The 18,910-nt window shown below is 44.3% G+C and carries 17 protein-coding genes; 9 read left to right on the forward strand and 8 right to left on the reverse strand.

Translation table 11 applies throughout. The annotated features are described in order from the left end of the window. The coding region (locus tag IQO02_RS22305) for a rhomboid family intramembrane serine protease (protein ID WP_322626537.1) at positions 1-298 on the reverse strand (298 nt) is incomplete at its 3' end. A gap of 9 nt (positions 299-307) precedes the next feature. Between IQO02_RS22305 and IQO02_RS20740 the strand changes: the two genes are divergently transcribed. Further along, complete coding sequence (locus IQO02_RS20740; protein ID WP_010439531.1) at positions 308-907, forward strand: tRNA-uridine aminocarboxypropyltransferase; 600 nt, start codon at positions 308-310, stop codon at positions 905-907. Between the two features lie 32 nt (positions 908-939). Here IQO02_RS20740 and IQO02_RS20745 read toward each other — a convergent pair whose 3' ends face one another. The 3 genes from IQO02_RS20745 to IQO02_RS20755 form a co-directional block, all read right to left on the reverse strand. Continuing rightward, entirely contained in the window at positions 940-2,283 is a 1,344-nt protein-coding gene (locus tag IQO02_RS20745) for an anti-phage deoxyguanosine triphosphatase (protein WP_010439534.1), read from the reverse strand. Between the two features lie 54 nt (positions 2,284-2,337). Then, a complete protein-coding gene (yfbR, locus tag IQO02_RS20750; protein ID WP_010439536.1) occupies positions 2,338-2,922 on the reverse strand; it encodes a 5'-deoxynucleotidase in 585 nt (194 codons plus the stop codon). A gap of 169 nt (positions 2,923-3,091) precedes the next feature. After that, positions 3,092-4,324 carry a pyridoxal phosphate-dependent aminotransferase gene (locus tag IQO02_RS20755; protein ID WP_016767085.1) on the reverse strand — a complete coding sequence of 411 codons (1,233 nt, stop codon included), beginning with the start codon at positions 4,322-4,324 and terminating at the stop codon, positions 3,092-3,094. 296 nt (positions 4,325-4,620) lie between these two features. Between IQO02_RS20755 and IQO02_RS20760 the strand changes: the two genes are divergently transcribed. From IQO02_RS20760 to menE, 6 genes are all read left to right on the forward strand, one after another. Further along, positions 4,621-5,928 carry an isochorismate synthase gene (locus IQO02_RS20760; protein ID WP_016767086.1) on the forward strand — a complete coding sequence of 436 codons (1,308 nt, stop codon included), beginning with the start codon at positions 4,621-4,623 and terminating at the stop codon, positions 5,926-5,928. Beyond that, positions 5,925-7,649, forward strand: coding sequence for a 2-succinyl-5-enolpyruvyl-6-hydroxy-3-cyclohexene-1-carboxylic-acid synthase (menD, locus tag IQO02_RS20765; RefSeq protein WP_016767087.1), 1,725 nt, complete (start codon positions 5,925-5,927; stop codon positions 7,647-7,649). The genes IQO02_RS20760 and menD overlap by 4 nt, the downstream gene beginning before the upstream one ends. Positions 7,650-7,658: 9 nt before the next feature. Continuing rightward, positions 7,659-8,459: a 2-succinyl-6-hydroxy-2,4-cyclohexadiene-1-carboxylate synthase gene (gene menH / locus IQO02_RS20770; RefSeq protein WP_010439545.1), complete on the forward strand. Its 801-nt coding sequence runs from the start codon at positions 7,659-7,661 to the stop codon at positions 8,457-8,459. A gap of 102 nt (positions 8,460-8,561) precedes the next feature. Then, complete coding sequence (gene menB / locus IQO02_RS20775; RefSeq protein WP_010439547.1) at positions 8,562-9,428, forward strand: 1,4-dihydroxy-2-naphthoyl-CoA synthase; 867 nt, start codon at positions 8,562-8,564, stop codon at positions 9,426-9,428. Between the two features lie 72 nt (positions 9,429-9,500). Then, the gene (gene menC, locus IQO02_RS20780; protein WP_016788631.1) at positions 9,501-10,508 is read left to right on the forward strand and encodes an o-succinylbenzoate synthase; all 1,008 of its coding nucleotides are present in this window, start codon (positions 9,501-9,503) and stop codon (positions 10,506-10,508) included. Between the two features lie 89 nt (positions 10,509-10,597). Further along, positions 10,598-12,031: an o-succinylbenzoate--CoA ligase gene (menE, locus tag IQO02_RS20785; RefSeq protein ID WP_016796177.1), complete on the forward strand. Its 1,434-nt coding sequence runs from the start codon at positions 10,598-10,600 to the stop codon at positions 12,029-12,031. Between the two features lie 146 nt (positions 12,032-12,177). On the opposite strand, the gene nagE is transcribed toward menE, so the two are convergent. Next, positions 12,178-13,623 (reverse strand): N-acetylglucosamine-specific PTS transporter subunit IIBC, encoded by a 1,446-nt coding sequence (gene nagE, locus IQO02_RS20790; RefSeq protein WP_016788994.1) that lies wholly within the window; start codon positions 13,621-13,623, stop codon positions 12,178-12,180. Positions 13,624-13,816: 193 nt separating this feature from the next. Between nagE and IQO02_RS20795 the strand changes: the two genes are divergently transcribed. Beyond that, on the forward strand, positions 13,817-14,695 hold the full coding sequence (locus IQO02_RS20795) for a LysR substrate-binding domain-containing protein (RefSeq protein WP_010439555.1): 879 nt from the start codon (positions 13,817-13,819) through the stop codon (positions 14,693-14,695). A gap of 106 nt (positions 14,696-14,801) precedes the next feature. After that, entirely contained in the window at positions 14,802-14,966 is a 165-nt protein-coding gene (locus tag IQO02_RS20800) for a hypothetical protein (protein WP_010439557.1), read from the forward strand. Positions 14,967-15,180: 214 nt separating this feature from the next. Here IQO02_RS20800 and IQO02_RS20805 read toward each other — a convergent pair whose 3' ends face one another. The 3 genes from IQO02_RS20805 to IQO02_RS20815 all read right to left on the reverse strand — a co-directional run bounded on the left by IQO02_RS20805 (position 15,181) and on the right by IQO02_RS20815 (position 18,843). Continuing rightward, the gene (locus tag IQO02_RS20805) at positions 15,181-16,101 is read right to left on the reverse strand and encodes a YeiH family protein (protein WP_010439560.1); all 921 of its coding nucleotides are present in this window, start codon (positions 16,099-16,101) and stop codon (positions 15,181-15,183) included. 259 nt (positions 16,102-16,360) lie between these two features. Next, positions 16,361-18,235 carry an MFS transporter gene (locus IQO02_RS20810; protein ID WP_102282546.1) on the reverse strand — a complete coding sequence of 625 codons (1,875 nt, stop codon included), beginning with the start codon at positions 18,233-18,235 and terminating at the stop codon, positions 16,361-16,363. Positions 18,236-18,252: 17 nt separating this feature from the next. Then, on the reverse strand, positions 18,253-18,843 hold the full coding sequence (locus IQO02_RS20815; RefSeq protein WP_010439565.1) for a TetR/AcrR family transcriptional regulator: 591 nt from the start codon (positions 18,841-18,843) through the stop codon (positions 18,253-18,255). Positions 18,844-18,910 lie beyond the last annotated feature (67 nt).

An 18,910-nucleotide genomic window follows, 5' to 3' on the forward strand; every position in this document is an offset into this window, starting at 1 on the left:
ATAGGCCAACATAGAGCTGAATACTCGAAAACAACAAAGCGACCCCAGTCACTAAACTAATCACAAGCATAGCAAGAGCAAGCGGTTTTTTACTCGGTTGAAACAGATAGCTGATGATCCATAAGCCTGCTAGGTTCATCAGAAGGTGCGAGTAGTTGGTATGTGAAAAGTTTCCTGTTAGGATTCGCCACCATTGCCCCTCGGCAATCGCATTGCTATCCCAAACGACCCAAGCTTGTATTGGCTCAAATTGGAATAAGACGCATAAAAGTGAAGTGAAAATTAATACAGGGTACACATTAAATCCATGTCTCGTTATTGCCCCCAATGCAGCAAGGCTTTGAAAGCTTGTATTTGTCAGTGGGTTACACCACTCGAATCAAATGTTGAGCTTATCATTCTTCAACACCCATCAGAAGAGCATCGTCCGATGGGAACTGCGCGTATCCTCTCGTTATCTCTAAATAACAGTGTGACGTTTGTCGGTGAAGACTTTTCTAACAACGAGCAACTGAACATATTGCTGGCCGATGAACATTATCAGCACGTGATTTTATACCCGAGTGAACATTCTGTTCCTGTTAAGTCGGTAACTTATTCAAATAAAAAGCTACGTGTAATTTTATTGGATGGGACGTGGAAGAAGGCGTTCAAAATGTGGCAGGTATCGAGTAACTTGCATGCGTTAAAAACGGTTCACTTGCCGAAAGACCTCAAGGGTAACTATCGAATTCGCAAAGCACCCAGTGAAAACAGTCTATCCACAGTAGAAGCGGGTTATCATCTGTTGCGCTTGTTAGAAAATGACCGAGACTTTAGCCCTCTGTTAACGGCATTTGACCAAATGATTCAGTTTCAAATCAATCAAATGCCACCAGGTGTCTTCGAGAAAAACTATTTAGATTAAGCTGTTCCCCCGATATTTAAGTGATTGAGCACTTAAAACTCTGTATGAGCTGAAAATAATTGCTGATGCATTTTCTGCGCAAGATCATCAGTCATTGACGAAATGTAATCGGCAATCACGCGCATCTTTCTTGAATCGTCTTGATGTTGTAGCCATTGCTTCTTGATTGGCAGTGGTAACAAACGTTCAGGGTCAGCACTGAATGCTTCAAACATATCCATGATGATCTGCTGGCCCTTGTATTCGATGACCTGAACCTGAGGCACTTGAATAACGAACTCGCTGACAAAGTGTTTCAGCTTATCGAGCGTGCCGTCCATGCTTGGTTCAAGCACTGCATTGTAAGCCAAAAGTACGTTCTCAAAGCTTTCATCAACGCGTTTAATCGAAATACTGGTCAACAGTGCGTTGACTATCCCACCAATCGCATCTTTTCTACGATACTGTTCGCCCGAGAATAGCATCTCTGTAATTGAATCTAAGTGCTTACAAATCCAAGGGTCAGCCATTTCTCTGAGCTGAGGGTATGCAGAATCGACCCATTGAGCTTTAGTCACTGAACCTAGCACAATCGCATCTTCCAAATCGTGTACGCCATATGCGATGTCGTCAGCTAACTCCATGATGGAACAGTCGAGCGACTTATATTTAGTCTTGTTGTGCTCAAGTGGCTCGGTGTGCGACTTTCTTTTTTGCTTTATAAGCTGTCGGTCGTTACTCGAAAGTGGCTCAAGTACCCAGTTGAATAACTCTTCATCGTGGTCATAAATACCTTTTGCTGGCATCCAATCTCGCGCTCGGAGCTGTCGTTGGTGTTTAACAGGTTGAGATTGAGTCTTGGCTTGAACTTCGCTAAGCAGTGAAGGGTATTTGATCAACCCCAGCAAAGTGCGTCGAGATAGGTTCATACCGTGATGTTCGGTATAAGGTTCTAACTGAGTGACAATGCGAAACGTTTGGGCATTACCCTCAAAACCACCGTGGTCGCGCATCATGTAGTTGAGTGCGACTTCACCGCCATGCCCATAAGGTGGGTGGCCAATATCGTGCGCCAAACACAGTGAGTCAATCAAACTGTCCGAGGGTAATAGAACTCGAAACTCTGGCTGCTTTTTCTTCAGTTGAGCGACGATACCTGTCCCAAGCTGAGCGGCCTCAAGAGAGTGAGTAAGGCGAGTGCGGTGGAAGTCGTTGACGGTGGTACCGTGTACCTGAGTTTTGGCTTGTAGGCGACGGAAAGCCGCAGAGTGAAGCACCCGCGCACGATCGCGTTGATACGGACTACGATGGTCATCACGTCTTATTTTATGTTCATCGTCGTTTCGATGTTGCCATTCTTGTTCGAGTTCAAATGGTGGTTCGAGTAGAGAAGTCAAAATAGCACCTATCAATTTGATTTGTTTAGCTAATTACACTCAAGTTATACCTAGCTAGCTGATTTCGTCCAGTGATAATTCAAAACTCGGTGCAAAGGTGGTGAGAAAGTAATCCATTTCTGGGCTTTTACGTTGTTCGAGAGTCTCTTCCAATCTACGTTTAGCTTGCTCGTATTCGTGGTTGCCCGCGCTGAGTTCTTCAAGGCATTTTAGATAAGCACAGATGGTGTCTGCTTGCTTGACGATGCTTTGTTCTTCTTTGCTTGCCGTTCCAGAGATTAAGAAAGGGGCGAAGTCATCTTGGAATTCTTCTGGCAACATCGAAAGCAGTCTTTGCTCTGCTGCTGCTTCTATCTTTTTGTACTCTTGGGCGATGTCCGGGTTGTAGTACTTAACCGGCGTGGGCAAATCACCAGTGAGCACTTCACTGGTATCGTGGTACATGCCAAGCAGTGCAATGTGCTCTGCGTTGAGTTGACCATCAAACTTTTTGTTTTTGATCAATGCCAAGGCGTGCGCGACGAACGCAACCTGTAGGCTATGCTCTGAAATGTTTTCGCTTGAGATTGAACGCATGAGAGGCCAACGCTGGATAAGCTTCATGCGTGCTAGATGGGCAAAGAAATGGCTTTGTTTCATAATCGTCCTTTCTAAACTGTGCTCCACTCGCAATAGTTTTCTCACAAATAGTGCGAGACAGCGGGTACAAAAAAGGCTCCTAAACAGGAGCCTCTTAAGCATAGAAGCGAATGAATACAAATTAAAGTCTTTTAAAACAGTAAATTGTAGTCATTTTTCTTTGGGTTCATTAATCACTAGTGATGTCATCTTGGCTGTAAGTCTGCAAGAAGCGCTCTAGACGACCAATCGCGATTTCTAGATCTTCGATGTGCGGTAGAGTCACGATGCGGAAGTGATCCGGTTTCGGCCAGTTGAAGCCAGTACCTTGAACTAATAGCACCTTCTCTTGCTTAAGGAAATCGAGCACGAATTTCTGATCGTCTTTGATGTTGTACATGTTGGTGTCGATCTTAGGGAACAGGTACATCGCGCCTTTTGGTTTCACACAAGAAACGCCAGGGATTTTGTTGATCAGTTCCCATGCACGATCACGCTGTTCAAGCAATCGACCACCCGGAAGAATCAGTTCGTTGATGCTTTGATAGCCACCTAATGCGGTTTGTATTGCATGCTGCATTGGTACGTTGGCACACAAACGCATAGAGGCGAGCATCTCAAGCCCTTCAACGTAGCCTTTCGCGATGTGTTTTGGACCGGTTAAGAACATCCAACCACCACGGAAACCACATACGCGATAAGCTTTAGATAGGCCGTTGAAAGTGACCATTAATACATCTTCAGCAAGTGTAGCCACTGATGTGTGTACAGCACCGTCGTAAAGTACTTTGTCGTAGATTTCGTCGGCAAAAATAATCAAACCGTGTTCACGAGCAATCTCAACAACTTGTAATAAGAAATCACGACTGTATACCGCGCCCGTTGGGTTGTTCGGGTTGATAAGAACGATACCGCGAGTTTTTGGTGAGATCTTCGCACGCATATCATCTAGGTCTGGATACCAATCGGCATCTTCATCACATAGGTAATGAACCGGTGTACCACCAGAAAGCGCAACAGATGCTGTCCATAGTGGGTAGTCCGGAGCGGGAACTAAGATTTCATCACCATTATCAAGTAGCGCCTGCATAGACATAACGATAAGCTCTGACGCGCCGTTACCAATGTAAACGTCCTCTACATCGAGGTTACGCAGACCTTTTTTTTGATAATGCTGAACAACCGCTTTGCGGGCTGAATAGATGCCTTTTGAGTCGCAGTAACCCTGAGATGTCGGCAGGTTGCGGATAACGTCAACAAGGATTTCATCAGGGGCGTCAAAACCAAATGGGGCGGGGTTACCAATATTAAGCTTCAGTATTTTATGCCCTTCTTCTTCCATGCGCTTAGCATGTTTGAGTACAGGCCCCCTGATTTCGTAGCATACGCTGTTGAGTTTTGACGACATCCCGATATTTTGCATTGCCGATTTCCTGAAATTAATTTAAATACTTTATTAAAGTACCGCAAAATGGGGTTTGATAGAATAAAAATCTGATGAATGTCGCATTTCAGTGTCACGTTTGGTCTTTTTTTTGTCGCTATTATCTAAATTTTAATTAATCGCTTTTGTGGTTGTTCGCTAAGATGAATAAATACGCTGAATCGCTTAGAATCACAGGAATGTTCAAAAGATTTTATACATTCTTGATCTAAGTGGGTGCTGCCCATAAAGTATCAAACTAATATAATAATAATTTAGATGTGAACGAGGTCGATTTGTCACATTTCCAGCAAACTATCTCCGCTTTGATTGAGCGAGTACAAAATGCCCAAGCAAGCGAAGTTCGTTGTGTTGAAGTTCTAACGCAAAAACCATCGTTTGCATTCATTGAATGGCTTCATGCTCAACCGCTCTTTCCTAAGTTCTACTGGCAGTCGCGTGACACTCGTGAAGAGGTCGTCGCACTCGGTCAACTGCATACTTTTTCCGATCCCGCTCCGGCATACGCTATTCTTGGCGAAGACCAACGAATTTGGGGCGGACGTTCGTTTGATGGACATACCGCAAAGAACCGTCGTTGTATGGAATCGTTTTTCTTCCTTCCTCAGGTTGAATTGATCCGTTTTGACGATACATGGTCGTTAGCCGTTAATTTGTCTCCTGATCGTGTCGCTGCTATTAATGCTTTGAACAAGCTTTCGGTTGAAGCGGCGATATTGGCTCCTTTATCTGCGCATATCGAACAGATTCAACATGTTCCAGAAAGAGAACAGTGGGACAGCTTGGTCGATAAAGTCCTGAAGGGCATCAGCGATGAAGAGTACAAGAAAGTCGTTTTGGCTCGTAAAACCACGTTGCAGCTTGATGCGCCGATTTGTGCTGCGCAATTACTTAAAGCCAGTTATCTGCAGAATCATCACAGCTTTCACTTTATGTTGGTGTTGGATTCGAAACACAGCTTTATCGGTTCGACGCCAGAGCGTTTATATAGCCGACATGGTACGGAGCTTGATACCGAAGCACTTGCTGGAACTATTGGTCGTGGGGAGAACGCAACCGAGGATATGGAGCTAGCCAATTGGCTTTCTCAAGACAGCAAAAACCTCAATGAAAACCAATATGTAGTCGACGATATCATTGAGCGTTTGACGCCTCATTCCCAAACGGTGCATGTTGAAAAAGATGCCCGTCTTGTGCGTCTGCGTAAGGTGCAGCATTTGAAGCGTAATATTCACGCTCAACTTAATAATGGTATCAACGGTGTGCAGTTGCTTGCTGCATTGCAGCCGACTGCGGCGGTTGCTGGTTTACCACGTAAAGAGGCGATGGACTTCATTCTTGAACATGAACCATTTGCGAGGGGTTGGTATGCGGGTTCAGTTGGTTACATCAGCCATCGACGAGCAGAATTTTGTGTCGCGATTCGAAGTGCTTTGGTTGTAAACGATCAAGTACAACTGTTTGCGGGCGCGGGGATCGTGCCAGGATCGGTTGCCGAACATGAGTGGCAAGAGTTGAACAAGAAGATGTCGACTCTCCTGAGTTTGATTTCAGACCACCCACCCTTGGGTGTGGCGTCATGAATCACGACCAAGCCGTATTAAATAGAGTTTGGTGTAACACGCTACTTGAAGAGCTAGCACGCAACGGTGTTGAACATGTTTGTGTTGCGCCGGGCTCTCGCTCAACACCGTTAACTCTCGAAGCTGAAGCTAATCCTAAGTTAACCTTACACACGCATTTTGATGAACGTGGTCTTGGTTTTCTTGCGCTGGGCTTAGCAAAAGCCAGCGATAAGCCAGTTGCAGTGATTGTTACTTCTGGTACTGCTGTTGCAAACTTGCTGCCAGCGACGGCTGAATCTGGGCTGACACGAGAGAAGCTTATTTTGCTGACTTCTGATCGGCCAATTGATTTAGTCGATTGTGGTGCCAACCAAGCTATTCAACAACAGGGGATTTTTTCTTCCCATGTTGAAACGGCCTTAAATCTCCCAAGCCCAACGACACGAATTTCTTTGAATTGGCTTCTGACATCCGTTGATAAAGCACTCGCTAAACAACGCAGTGTCGGCGGAGCCATTCACATCAACTGCCCGTTTCCAGAGCCACTTTATTCAGCCAACAGTGCTGAGATATATGCTGACTACACAAAGAGTGTAGTGGGGTGGAACACTTCAACAAGCCCTTATTCTAATACTTGTCTGCCAAATCATTTTAATGTTCACCCAGTCGCGCCTGGCGATTATGTGACACGCAAAGGTGTCGTGATTATTGGCTCTATTGACAAAAAAGCGGCGAAGAAAGTACAGCAGTTCGCTTCTACTTTGGGATGGCCGGTATTCTGCGACCCTCAATCAGGTATCACAAGTGATTGGAAGCATTATGATCTGTGGATGCAGATTGACGTAGCGAAAGAACAACTTAACCAATGTGATTTCATCCTTCAGTTCGGTGAGCGCATTGTATCCAAGCGGCTCAACCAATGGCTTAAGTGGCAAGCTGTATTGTTCGATGCATCTCAATACATTGTTGTGTCACCAGATACACACCGTATCAATCAAGATCATCTGCCTCAAACTCACATTGGTGCAGATATAGAATCGTGGGTGTCCGAGCAGCATTTACCTACCTTGTTAGGTCAACATGCAGGTTGGGCGGCACCTTTGGTAGAAATCGCGAATACCGTTCAACAATTGGCGCTGGCACAGATATCTAACAACGACCAACTGACCGAGCTGAGCGTTGCCGTTGATTTGTCGACTAGACTTAAAGACAGAGAGTTGTTTGTGGGAAACAGCTTGATGGTAAGGCTGGTGGATATGCTGTCATCAATATCTGCGAATCAAGTTTACAGTAATCGTGGTGCATCGGGCATTGATGGCTTGGTGGCCACAGCTGCGGGTGTAGTGAAAGCCAACCAGAATCCCTTATTGATGTTGATTGGTGATACTTCTTTGTTGTATGACCTCAACTCACTGGCTCTGTTGACTCACAATGTAACGCCGATGGTTATTGTTGTGACCAATAATAACGGTGGCGCGATCTTTGACTTGTTGCCCGTTCCTGAGCAACAAAAACAATCTCTATATCAAATGCCTCATGGTTTCGGTTTTGAACATGCCGCTGCGCAATTCCAGCTCGGTTATGCTGCGCCTGAAACCTTGAATGGGTATCAAACAATCATCGAACAACATTTCGAACAAGGTCAAGGTACCTTGATCGTGGAAGTTAAGACGCCTCCCGAACAAGCGTCTACTTTACTGAAACAATTCAGTTCAATGCTCACCGAGGCACTAGCCTAAGGACTTTACATGCTTTACTCCAATTATTACCCAGCTTCAAAAGTATCTTCTGATAAACCTTTGCTTGTTTTTTTACATGGTTTACTCGGAAGCGGGGATGATTGGAGCGCATGTCATCCATTCCTAGAGGACTTTCCTCGTCTTTGCATAGATTTGCCCGGGCACGGACAAAGTCGCTTTATCGACCCGGTAGGCTTTGACCATTGCTGCAAGAAAATCGTTCAATGCATTACTTCTCAGCTTGCTCTTAACGATCTTCCTGCTGACTATCCTATCGTGGTTATTGGTTACTCGATGGGAGGTAGGCTCGCTATGTATGGGGTGACAAGCCCTTGCTTTGAAACACTTAACCTAGAAAAAGTTATCATCGAAGGTGGCAATTTTGGTTTGGAGTGTGATGAAGAAAGAGCGCAAAGGTTAGTACATGATACGCAATGGGCGGTTCGCTTTGCACAGCAGTCGATTGAAGATGTTTTAGACGATTGGTATCAACAAAGCGTCTTTTCTTCACTAAATCATGAGCAAAGACAAACTTTGGTCATAAAGCGTAGTGGTAACCTTGGAGTATCCGTAGCAAATATGTTGTTATCGACTTCATTAGCTAAGCAACCAGATTTACGTGCCACATTAAAATCTCATGAGCATCAATTGCATTATGTGTGTGGTGAAAAAGATCGTAAATTCATGGAGCTAGCTGATAATAGTGGCTTTGAATATAGTCAGGTTGATTACGCGGGTCATAATGTTCATTTTGAACAACCAGAGCTGTTTTCGAACCTGATTATTGAATGCATCGCCAGTCGTCGCTAATTTGACTGAGCAATTATCTCGTATAAAGCACTATCAAAAGCAAAGCAACACCGTCACGACTATTCGATAGTCGTGGTCTCTAATAGAACAATGGGAATCACCATGGCTAAAACAGTAGGCATCACAGAAGAAGAACTTTACGCAGCCGTTAACTGGCGCGATGAAAGCAGTCAATTTGAAGATATTCAGTACCACAAATCTGACGATGGTATTGCGAAAATCACGATTGCGCGTCCTCAAGTCCACAATGCGTTCCGTCCACAAACCGTAAAAGAGATGATCAATGCACTGGCTGATGCTCGCTATGACGAGAAGGTTGGCGTAATCATTTTGACAGGTCTTGGTGAGAAAGCGTTCTGTTCTGGTGGTGACCAAAGTATCCGTGGTGATTACGGCGGCTATCAAGATGATTCAGGTACTCACCACTTGAACGTATTGGATTTTCAACGCCAAATTCGTACTTGTCCAAAACCGGTTATCGCAGCGGTATCCGGCTGGGCAGTAGGTGGCGGTCACGTTCTTCACATGATGGCAGACCTTACCATTGCAGCTGAAAACGCACAGTTTGGTCAGACGGGTCCTAAAGTAGGCTCTTTCGACGGCGGCTGGGGTGCTTCTTACATGGCTCGTATCGTTGGCCAGAAGAAAGCGCGTGAAATTTGGTTTTTGTGTCGTTTCTACGATGCTCAAGAAGCATTGGACATGGGCCTAGTAAACACAGTTGTACCTGTTGCTGATCTAGAAAAAGAAACCGTTCGTTGGTGTCGTGAAGTACTTCAACACAGCCCAATGGCGCTGCGTTGTCTAAAAGCGGCACTCAATGCGGACTGTGATGGCCAAGCTGGGCTTCAAGAGCTAGCTGGTAACGCAACAATGATGTTTTACATGACAGAGGAAGGTCAAGAAGGCCGAAACGCATTCAACGAGAAACGTCGACCTGATTTCGACAAATTCCCGCGTAATCCATAGTCTTTTCCTCTTCAGAATGAGTCGCTAATAGCGGCTCGTTTTGTTTAATGCTCTCGTTTTTTAGGAAATCTAATGAACTCAGTAAATTCTCAGCGCCAAGCTAAACTCTATCGTTATCAATTGCCTATGGATAGCGGTGTGATACTTCGTGATAATAAGTTGAGCGAAAGAATGGGTTATATCATCCAACTTGAGTGCGATGGTAAATCGGGTTTTGGCGAAGTTGCTCCGTTACCGGGCTTTAGCCAAGAAGATGTCGAACAAGCTGGCATCCAGCTTCAACACGAATTAGAGCTTTGGAGCCACAATAATCCTCAAACGTCGTTTGAAGAGCTATATCCTTCTGTCGCGTTTGGCCTTTCAATGGCGATGATGGAGTTACGCGGTGATCTCAACGCTGAAGGTAACTATCAAGCTGCGCCTTTGTGCACAGGAGATCCGGATGAGCTGATTCCTGTTCTCAATGGGATGAAAGGCGAGAAGGTTGCCAAGGTAAAAGTGGGCCTTTATGAAGCCATTCGTGATGGCATGCTGGTGAGCTTATTCCTTGAATCAATTCCTGACTTAAGTTTGAGGCTAGATGCTAACCGTGCGTGGAAGCCAGAAAAAGCGAAGCAATTTATTAAGTACATTTCGCCGTCGTTGCGTCAACGCATTAGCTTTATTGAAGAGCCTTGCCTGAAACCTGAAGACAGCTTGGCATTTGCTATCGACCATGGTGTGGCAATTGCGTGGGATGAAACACTACAAGAAGCGGTAAGAAGCCCAGAGTTTGATCTAAGTGACCTAACTGGTGTTAAAGCTGTAGTGATCAAGCCAACTCTTATTGGTTCTGTAGAGCGTTGTGTAGCAATCATTGAGCGAGCACAGCAACTTGGGATTAAACCTATATTGAGTTCAAGTATAGAGTCTAGTCTAGGTCTGACGCAGATTGCTCGTTTGGCCCAGCAGTATCTACCAAACGAAGTACCGGGACTTGATACGATTGGCTTGTATCAGCAGCAACTAGAAGTCTCTTGGCCAGGTTGTGAGCTTCCAGTTTCAACTCTTGAGCAGCAGCAATTGATTTGGTCTTCTTAGACAAAGCTATTGTGCGGTACGTTTTACGAGCTAGTTGAATGGCGATTTAATTAGCTCGGTCGGTTCTTCATTTATTTTTCGGTTATTCTATGATGCGCCCACAATCTATTCATCACCCGTTCTGGGTACAGTGGGCGCAACAGAACCCACATCAAACAGCGTTAGTGACTCCTGACCGAAATTGCACTTGGCTGCAAGTATCAACGTTAGTGAGTGAGTACCAACAACAGTTGTCTCAACAAGGCCTATCTAAAGGTGATGTACTGACGATTGCCGGTAAGAACCAAGCTGAAGTGATTCCAGTGTATCTTGCGGCCTTAAATTTAGGTGTGGTTTGTGCGTTTACCATGCCTCAGCCGAAAGCTCGTTTAACGCAGAAGCTTGAATCCCTTTATGGCCAATCAGATAGGCGATACCTGTGGTTATTAGATAGCTGTGGGCTAGATCATTTTGATGCTGTTGAACTCAAGACTATATTGGTAACGTTGCCTTGCTTGAACGAAGTTAAGGTCGATGATGATGACAAACCAAAAACACCGGAAAACGTACACTTTAGTCCTCAATCTTTAGCGAGCATCGTATTCACTTCTGGCTCTACCGGAAACCCGAAAGCGGTGGCGCACACGTTGCAGCAACACTTATGTTCAGCTCAGGGCTTACTCGACGTTTTCCACTTTGAACAAGCTGATACATGGCTACTTAGCTTGCCGATGTACCACGTATCGGGATTAGCGATTGTCCATCGTTGGTTGGCGGCTGGTGGCTGCATCAAAATAGGGTCAGGTAAGCTTGAGTCAGACATCGAAGGTTGCAGTCATGCCTCATTAGTGGCTACTCAGCTACATCGATTACTGAAGAGTAAACAAGCACTTACTTTAACTCATGTGTTGTTAGGTGGGAGCCATATCCCAGAAGCGCTAGGGCTTGAAGCTCAACAAATGGGTATCGAAACTTGGCTTGGATATGGCATGACAGAAGCGGCTTCGACAGTGACCGCGAAACCCATCGATGGCACCAAAACGGCAGGCTTTGTTCTCGACCAACGCCAATTGAAGATTGAAGATCAACGTATCTATATTGGCGGTAATACACTTGCTTCTGGTTATTACTATCAAGGTGACTTAACGCCACTGGTAGATGACCAAGGTTGGTTCGACAGTAAAGATCTTGGTGAGTGGGTTGGCGAACAAGTGTCGATTATTGGCCGTGCAGATAATCAATTTATTTCTGGAGGTGAGAATATTCACTGTGAAGAAATTGAGCGAGCACTTAATCAATTATCTGCAATCAATCAGGCGTTTATCGTTCCAATTGAGGACGATGAATTCGGATTTCGACCTGTCGCTATTGTAGATTGTACGGATTTACCACCCAAAGAATGGTTTGCCGAGCAATTAAATGGCCGTCTTGAACGGTTCAAATTTCCTGTCGAGTACTACCATATGCCAGAGCAAGAACAGCAAGGTATTAAGGTTTCGCGCACAGTGTTGGCACAGTGGTTACAGCAGATACGTTCTAAATAGAACTGAGAACAATAAAATGAAGCGCAATACACGGTGACTAGTCGTAATTGCGCTTCAGGGGGTTGTGACGGTGGTGAAGCCGTCACAAATTCTTAGTATTTCATCTGGTCATTAAGGTTTTTTATCTTTCCATCTGGTTGCTTAACTTAAGCAAGAGCCTTCTTCATTTGTTCAGCGACCTTATCGACCTTACCTAGGCCAATGATAACTTGTAGGCCACCTTTACCAACAGGTACCACACCTGCCGCACCTAGTTTCTTCAGTTTGTCACTATCAGCTGCCCCTGAGTCTTTTACAGTTAAGCGTAGGCGAGTAATACAGTTATCTACTTCTAGAATGTTGTCTGCACCGCCGACGGCTTCAATGTAGCCATTGGTTAGGTTAGCCAGTGCTTCTGGAGTTTCTAGCTCTTTTTCTGCTTCCATCTCTTCACCACGTCCCGGGGTTCGCAGGTTGAATTTAATGATAGCGAAGCGGAAAATGCAGTAGTAAAGCGCGAAGAATACAACACCTTGAACTAAGAGCATGTACCAGTTAGTTGCTAGTGGGTTTTGGCTTGATAGTACTAGGTCAACGAAACCAGCAGAGAAGCCGAACCCTGCCATCCATTCCATACTTGCTGCAATGTAAAGCGATAGACCTGTCAATACTGCGTGCAATAGGAACAATACTGGTGCTAGGAACATGAAACTGAACTCTAGCGGCTCTGTGATACCGGTGAAGAATGAAGCCATGGCCGCTGCAAGCATGATTGCAAATACTTGGTTCTTGTTTTCCGCATCGGAGCAGTGGTACATCGCTAATGCCGCAGCGGGTAAGCCAAACATCATGATTGGGAAGAAGCCCGCTTGGTACATGCCTGTTTTACCCGGAATGCCCGTACCGTTAGCGATAGATTGTGCGCCGCCTAAGAAGGTTGGAATATCATTAATGCCTACAACGTCGAACCAGAACACAGGATAAAGAGCGTGGTGCATACCAACTGATAGGAACAGACGGTTAAAGAAGCCAAATAGACCAGCTCCCACAGCCCCCATACCTTCGAGTTTAATACCCAAAACGATTAAAGAGTCGTACACAGCTGGCCAGATGTATAACAGAGCAAAAGAGAGAGCCATACCTGCGATTGAAGTCAGGATAGGAACCAAACGTTTACCGCTGAAGAAGGCTAATGCTTGAGGAAGTTCTACGGTTGAATAACGATTATAGATTTCAGCAGAAATGATACCAACAACGATGCCCACGAATTGGTTGCTGATTTTGCCAAATGCCGCAGGCACTTCACTGAGTTCAACATTCATTAATTGAGCAACAGAGCCCGGAGCAAGAAGTGTGGTGACGACAAGGAACATCACAAAACCAGATAATGCGGCAGAGCCATTTTTATCTCGACTTAAGCCAAATGCGACACCTACCGCGAATAAAACCGCCATGTTGTCGATGATAGCACCGCCAGATTTGATCAAGAATGCGGCTAAAATACTTTCTGAACCCCATCCCACAGGATCCAACCAATAGCCGATCCCCATAAGGATTGCTGCAGCTGGCAGTGTGGCGACTGGAACCATTAATGCCTTACCTACTTTTTGCATATACCCGAGTATATTCATATGTACCCCTAAGTTTGTAATTAATTTTTTTAATGTTCCTGATCGTCAAAGCGTGGAACCAAATGTTGATCGAAGCAGGATTTTAAGCAACTGTGGGTATTAGAAACTTATTTCTTGATGCAAACAAACGAAACGGGTAGTAGTATGAATTAAAATTTTTAATGCATGAGTTCGTATGGCTAACCATCAATCTTTACTGAGAAACCTTCATACTTTTAATGTCGCTGCCGAGAACATGAGCTTCACACTGGCGGCGAAAAAATTACATCTCACGCAAGGTGCAGTAAGCCATCGGATTAAAGTATTAGAAGGAGAACTCGGTTTTAATTTGTTTGTGCGAGGAACTCGTAAGCTTGCGTTAACTGAAGAAGGTCAGCGTTTTAAACGAACCTTGTCGAAGTCGTTAAGTTCTATTTTTGGTGAGATTGAAGACATTACTAACACAGACTTGTACGGACAGATCAATATTGGTACGAGCCCTGCATTTGCTAACAGTTGGTTATTGCCAAGACTGGCTGATTTTAAACAGAGATACCCTAAGTTTAATCTCAACATTTTCTCGCAAGAGGAGCAGGATTTTCATCAAAACCACTTAGATGTTGCTATTTATTATGGTGCTGAAGACCTCAAAGATATGCACCGACAACGCTTGTTTGGTGAAAAGTACATACCGGTATGTACACCGAGTTATGCTGCTGAACACAATATTTTTGATGATGGAGTAGAGTCGTTACATAGGATTAATTTTATACATGCATTGGGGTCCGATGTTTGGCAACGATGGATTAAGCACAACGGTTTGGATGTTGATCTGTATGATCAGTTTTATTGCGTGAGTCATCGAGATATGGGTGTAAAGAGTGCACTGTACAATATTGGTGTTGCGATGGGACGCTATCACTTTGTTAAGCAATATATAGAGACGGGTGAACTGATCACGCCTTATCCGAGTATGGATACAGACAAAGGATATGATTTAATCTGTCCGTTAGGCACTGAAAAACGGCCTAAGGTCAGAACTTTTATTAAGTGGTTAGAGGGTCAATCGGACTAGTTTAGTTAATTTAGCAATTAGATAGTTCAAAACAGAATTTATTATCTTTATAACCATCCATCATAATAAGCCCTATAAAGAACGGATTATAGAATAAGGTCTTATTATGAAAATCGCCCTCATTGTTGCGGTCTTACTGCAGATAGGCCAAGCAGTAACATCGTCGGGATTGACTCGATCATTAGCTGAGCTTACCGCATTTGTATTGGTTGTAGTGCTTGTTTTGATGAAAAAAGAGAGCAAAAAGAGTGATAAGCCCCTGTTTGATTAGTGACTGCTTCGAGCACAGATACTTAAGTAACATTAGATCCTTAAGCAACAATGGATGCTTAATTAACAACAGGTGCCTAATTAACAAAAGATGTTTAAGCAACCATAGATACTTAGGAAATAAACGATAAAGGCAAAGCCCATTGGAGCTTTGCCTTTTTATTTTTCTCGTTAGCTTGTTGCAAGCTAACCAATAGATAGCGTTTCCCTTCGCATTAGACGAGTGTTAACCACGCTAATGACCCAGTAGAAATCATTACCCACATCGTAATACCAAACATTAACGGTTTTGGTCCTGCTGCTTTGAGCTTCTCAACTGAGATACCACAACCGATCAAGAACAGGCACACTACGAGTGCACGTTTAGATATATCAAAAATTCCCTGGTAGACCATCTCAAATTGCGGCAATAAGTCGCTAACGGCGATAGCGGCACAATAGAAGAAAATGAAATAAGGGACTGTAATTTTCTTTTGATCGTTCTTAAAAATCATTGCACTGATCAGCGCGATTGGGATGATCCAAAGTGCACGAGCTAGCTTGAGTGTTGTTGCTGTCGTGAGTGCCTCTTCGCCATACGCCGATGCTGCACCGACAACCGAAGAAGTATCATGAATTGCGATTGCCGCCCATGTACCGAAAGTTTGCTGGCTTAGCTCAAGAGCATGGCCAATCATAGGGAATAAGAACAGAGCGACTGAGTTCAATACGAACACAGTGGCTAATGCCAAGCCAATTTGCTCATCGTCTGCTTTGATTGCAGGAGCGACCGCTGCGATAGCGCTACCACCACAAATAGCGGTACCAGAAGAGATAAGGTAGCCCGTGGTGCGATCCAATCCCATACGTTTTGCTAAGAACCACCCAATGACCAACGTGCCAATGATCGTTGTGACAATCAAGCCAATGCCATCACCTGTTACCGCCAGTGCCTTTTCAAACTGGATGCCAAAACCTAAACCAACAATCGAGTAGGCCAATAGCTTCTTCGTTAACTTGCCGACTTCTAAGTGCTCAGGTACCAAGCCTAGACTCGCCAATAGGAAGCCAATAACAAGCGCAGTCGGTGAGCTTACCCAAGGGGTTAAGCAAAATAGAGCAGCAATATAAAATGGAACAGACTTTTTTAAATTCATTATATTTAGGTTGTCATTTATGGTTATGGCAGCGTATTGGAAGACTATACGCTTAACTCAATGGTAAGTAAGTCTAAATGAATTGAACAAACGTTAAGTAAAACTTAACGCTTGTTCATGGATATACTCTTCCATCGATATAGATGCGGCTGGATGTTACTCGGTTGGATGCGGCTTCATAAATGTTGTCTAGAGAACTCGTTATTTAGCGATATTAACTATTTAATCATTCAACTAATCGCTGCTTAGTTTACTTAACTTAGCGGTTTGAGCCTCGAAGATCTGTAACAGCCTGGCGGAGTGTCTCGCAATTTGCATCTTTCGGTAGAATAGGTTCGCCAGCTTCTATCTCTAGCTTCGTCCAAAAACGGGTTGGTAAGCCTTTGCACGCTCTTCCTTTGAAACGGCTGAAGTAGCTGCCCCACAATCCTTTAAGTGCCATTGGAATGACAGGGACTGGAGAGCGTCTGATGATGAGTTCCATACCACGCATGAATTCGGCGACTTCTCCGTCTGAAGTAAGCTTTCCTTCTGGGAAAATACAGACGATATGCCCTTCACGCAGTACATCTTCAACATCTTTGAAGGCATTACGCATCGAACTACGATTTGTTGATGAGATAGGAATAACTCCAGCTCGTCTCAAGAAGCGTCGCAATGGTGGAAGCTTTGCATAGTCTTCTTCCATTACAAAACGGATAAGGCGAGGACAAACGGCACTCAATAATAATGCATCCATATAGCTCACATGGTTACATACGATGAGTGCTCCACCTTTCTCTGGTAGGTGATGTAGGTTCTTATGCTTTACACGGTACATGGTGTGAGTGACTACCCATGTGAAAAAACGGAACGCATAGATAGGTACTTGATAGAAAAGGTAAAACACAACTAACGTGTTAAACAGTGCGAGTAATACAAACAGTTGCGGAATCGAAAGTTCAAGAACAGTTAGGCAGATGATACCGAGAACGGCGCTTCCCACCATGAATAGTGAGTTGTAGATGTTGAGCCCTGCGATCACCTGTGCACGCTCGTTTGGTTTGGCACGCAACTGCATTAAGGAATAAAGCGGAACGATGAAGATACCACCTGATATACCTAATAATAAGAGGTGAAAAAATAGTGGCCACAGCTCAGAATACGTCACGAATTGGTGGAAAGAGCTAAAATCAGGCAGTGATTCGGGAATCGATATTGCCATCAACAAGCCAAATATTGAGATACCAAGGCTGCCTATTGGCACGATACCGATTTCAATTCGATGATTAGATAGTTTATCGCAAGCCAAAGACCCTATCGCAATACCTACCGAAAACAGCGCCAGTAAAAACGCAACGGAGCTTTCTGTGCCATTTAAATGCAGCTTGGTGAAATTGGGGAACTGAGTTAGGTAAGCTGCACCAAGGAACCAAAACCAACTAATAGACATTAATGCTTGGAAAGTAGGGCGATCTTTTTTAGCAATAGCCAGTGTGGTGCGAGTTAGTTTCACTGGCTGCCATTTCACTTTTAGATCTGGAGCATTGCTTGGCGCTTCAGGAATAAAGCAGCTTGATACGTACCCAAGAACAGCAAACAAAACAATACACACAGCGGCAATAAGCTTTGAGCTCTCTTCTGACGCGATAACCCCCGCGCCTAGAGTGCCAATCAGGATCGCTAAGAATGTGCCTGTTTCGACTAACGCATTGCCGGTTACTAGTTCTTTTGTCTCTAACTGTTGAGGAAGCAGGGCATATTTCACCGGGCCAAAGAAAGCACTTTGCGTTCCCATTAGAAACAGAAGCAAAAGCAGTATACCGTAGCTTTCGTAGATAAATCCGACCGCACCCAATGACATTATTAGTACTTCAAGGAGCTTAACTTTACGGATAAACCAAGATTTTTCGTATTTATCAGCCAGTACGCCAGCTAAAGCAGAAAATAAGAAGAAGGGCAGAATAAAAAGGCCAGCAGCTAAGTTAATGAATAAATTACTGGAAATAGGAAGAGTGTCTATGCTCGCAAAGGCAACAAACAACAACAGCACATTTTTGAATATGTTGTCATTAAAGGCTCCTAGAAACTGGGTGATAAAATAGGGTAGGAACCTTTTTTGCGTTAACAGCGAAGAGTGGCTGCTGTTGTTCATTGTCTTTCCTTGGATGATTACCAGTTGGTCAAGTAATTTGAGATTAGGTTATTAATCAACTCTTTACCATCAATAGGCTCTGACGCGAAAAACTTGTCATCAACGCTAAGTAGCGTAATTCCATGCACACCTGACCATAATACACGGCTCGCTTTAACCACTTCGCTTTCTGTGTGCTCTGGTGCGATCGCTATAAGTAATTGTTCTAACATACCAGTCATTCGATCGATTCGGTTCGATTGCCACTCAGGAAGGTTTTCGCCATTCATGTTGTGTTCGAAGATAAGCTGCCAGCGGTGAGGGTGCTTTTGTGCGTAGTCGTGATAACAGTAAGCAAGGTTAAACAATGCTTGTTGAGGATTGCTCGATTGTTCTACGACAGATGCGGATTCGGCAGCGAGTTCGTCTAGGGTTTGCGCAACAACATGCAAGAGCAATAGGTTGTAGTTACCAAATACATTAACTAGGGTACTAGGAACGTAGCCAATCATATTGGCAATTTTACGTAGACTTAACTCGTGGTAGGAGTGCTCAGCTAAGAAGTCGGTCACTGTCTTTAAAGTTAATTGCACTAATTGTTCGCGAGTATGATCGTTTCTTCTTGCCATGAGTACTTTCTATAAATGAACATCGTTCAATATTTTAATGCTGCCCCCGATTGCCGTCAATCCCTTC

It is taken from the genome of Vibrio sp. OPT24 (assembly GCF_015163545.1).
Taxonomy (GTDB): Bacteria; Pseudomonadota; Gammaproteobacteria; order Enterobacterales; family Vibrionaceae; genus Vibrio; species Vibrio cyclitrophicus.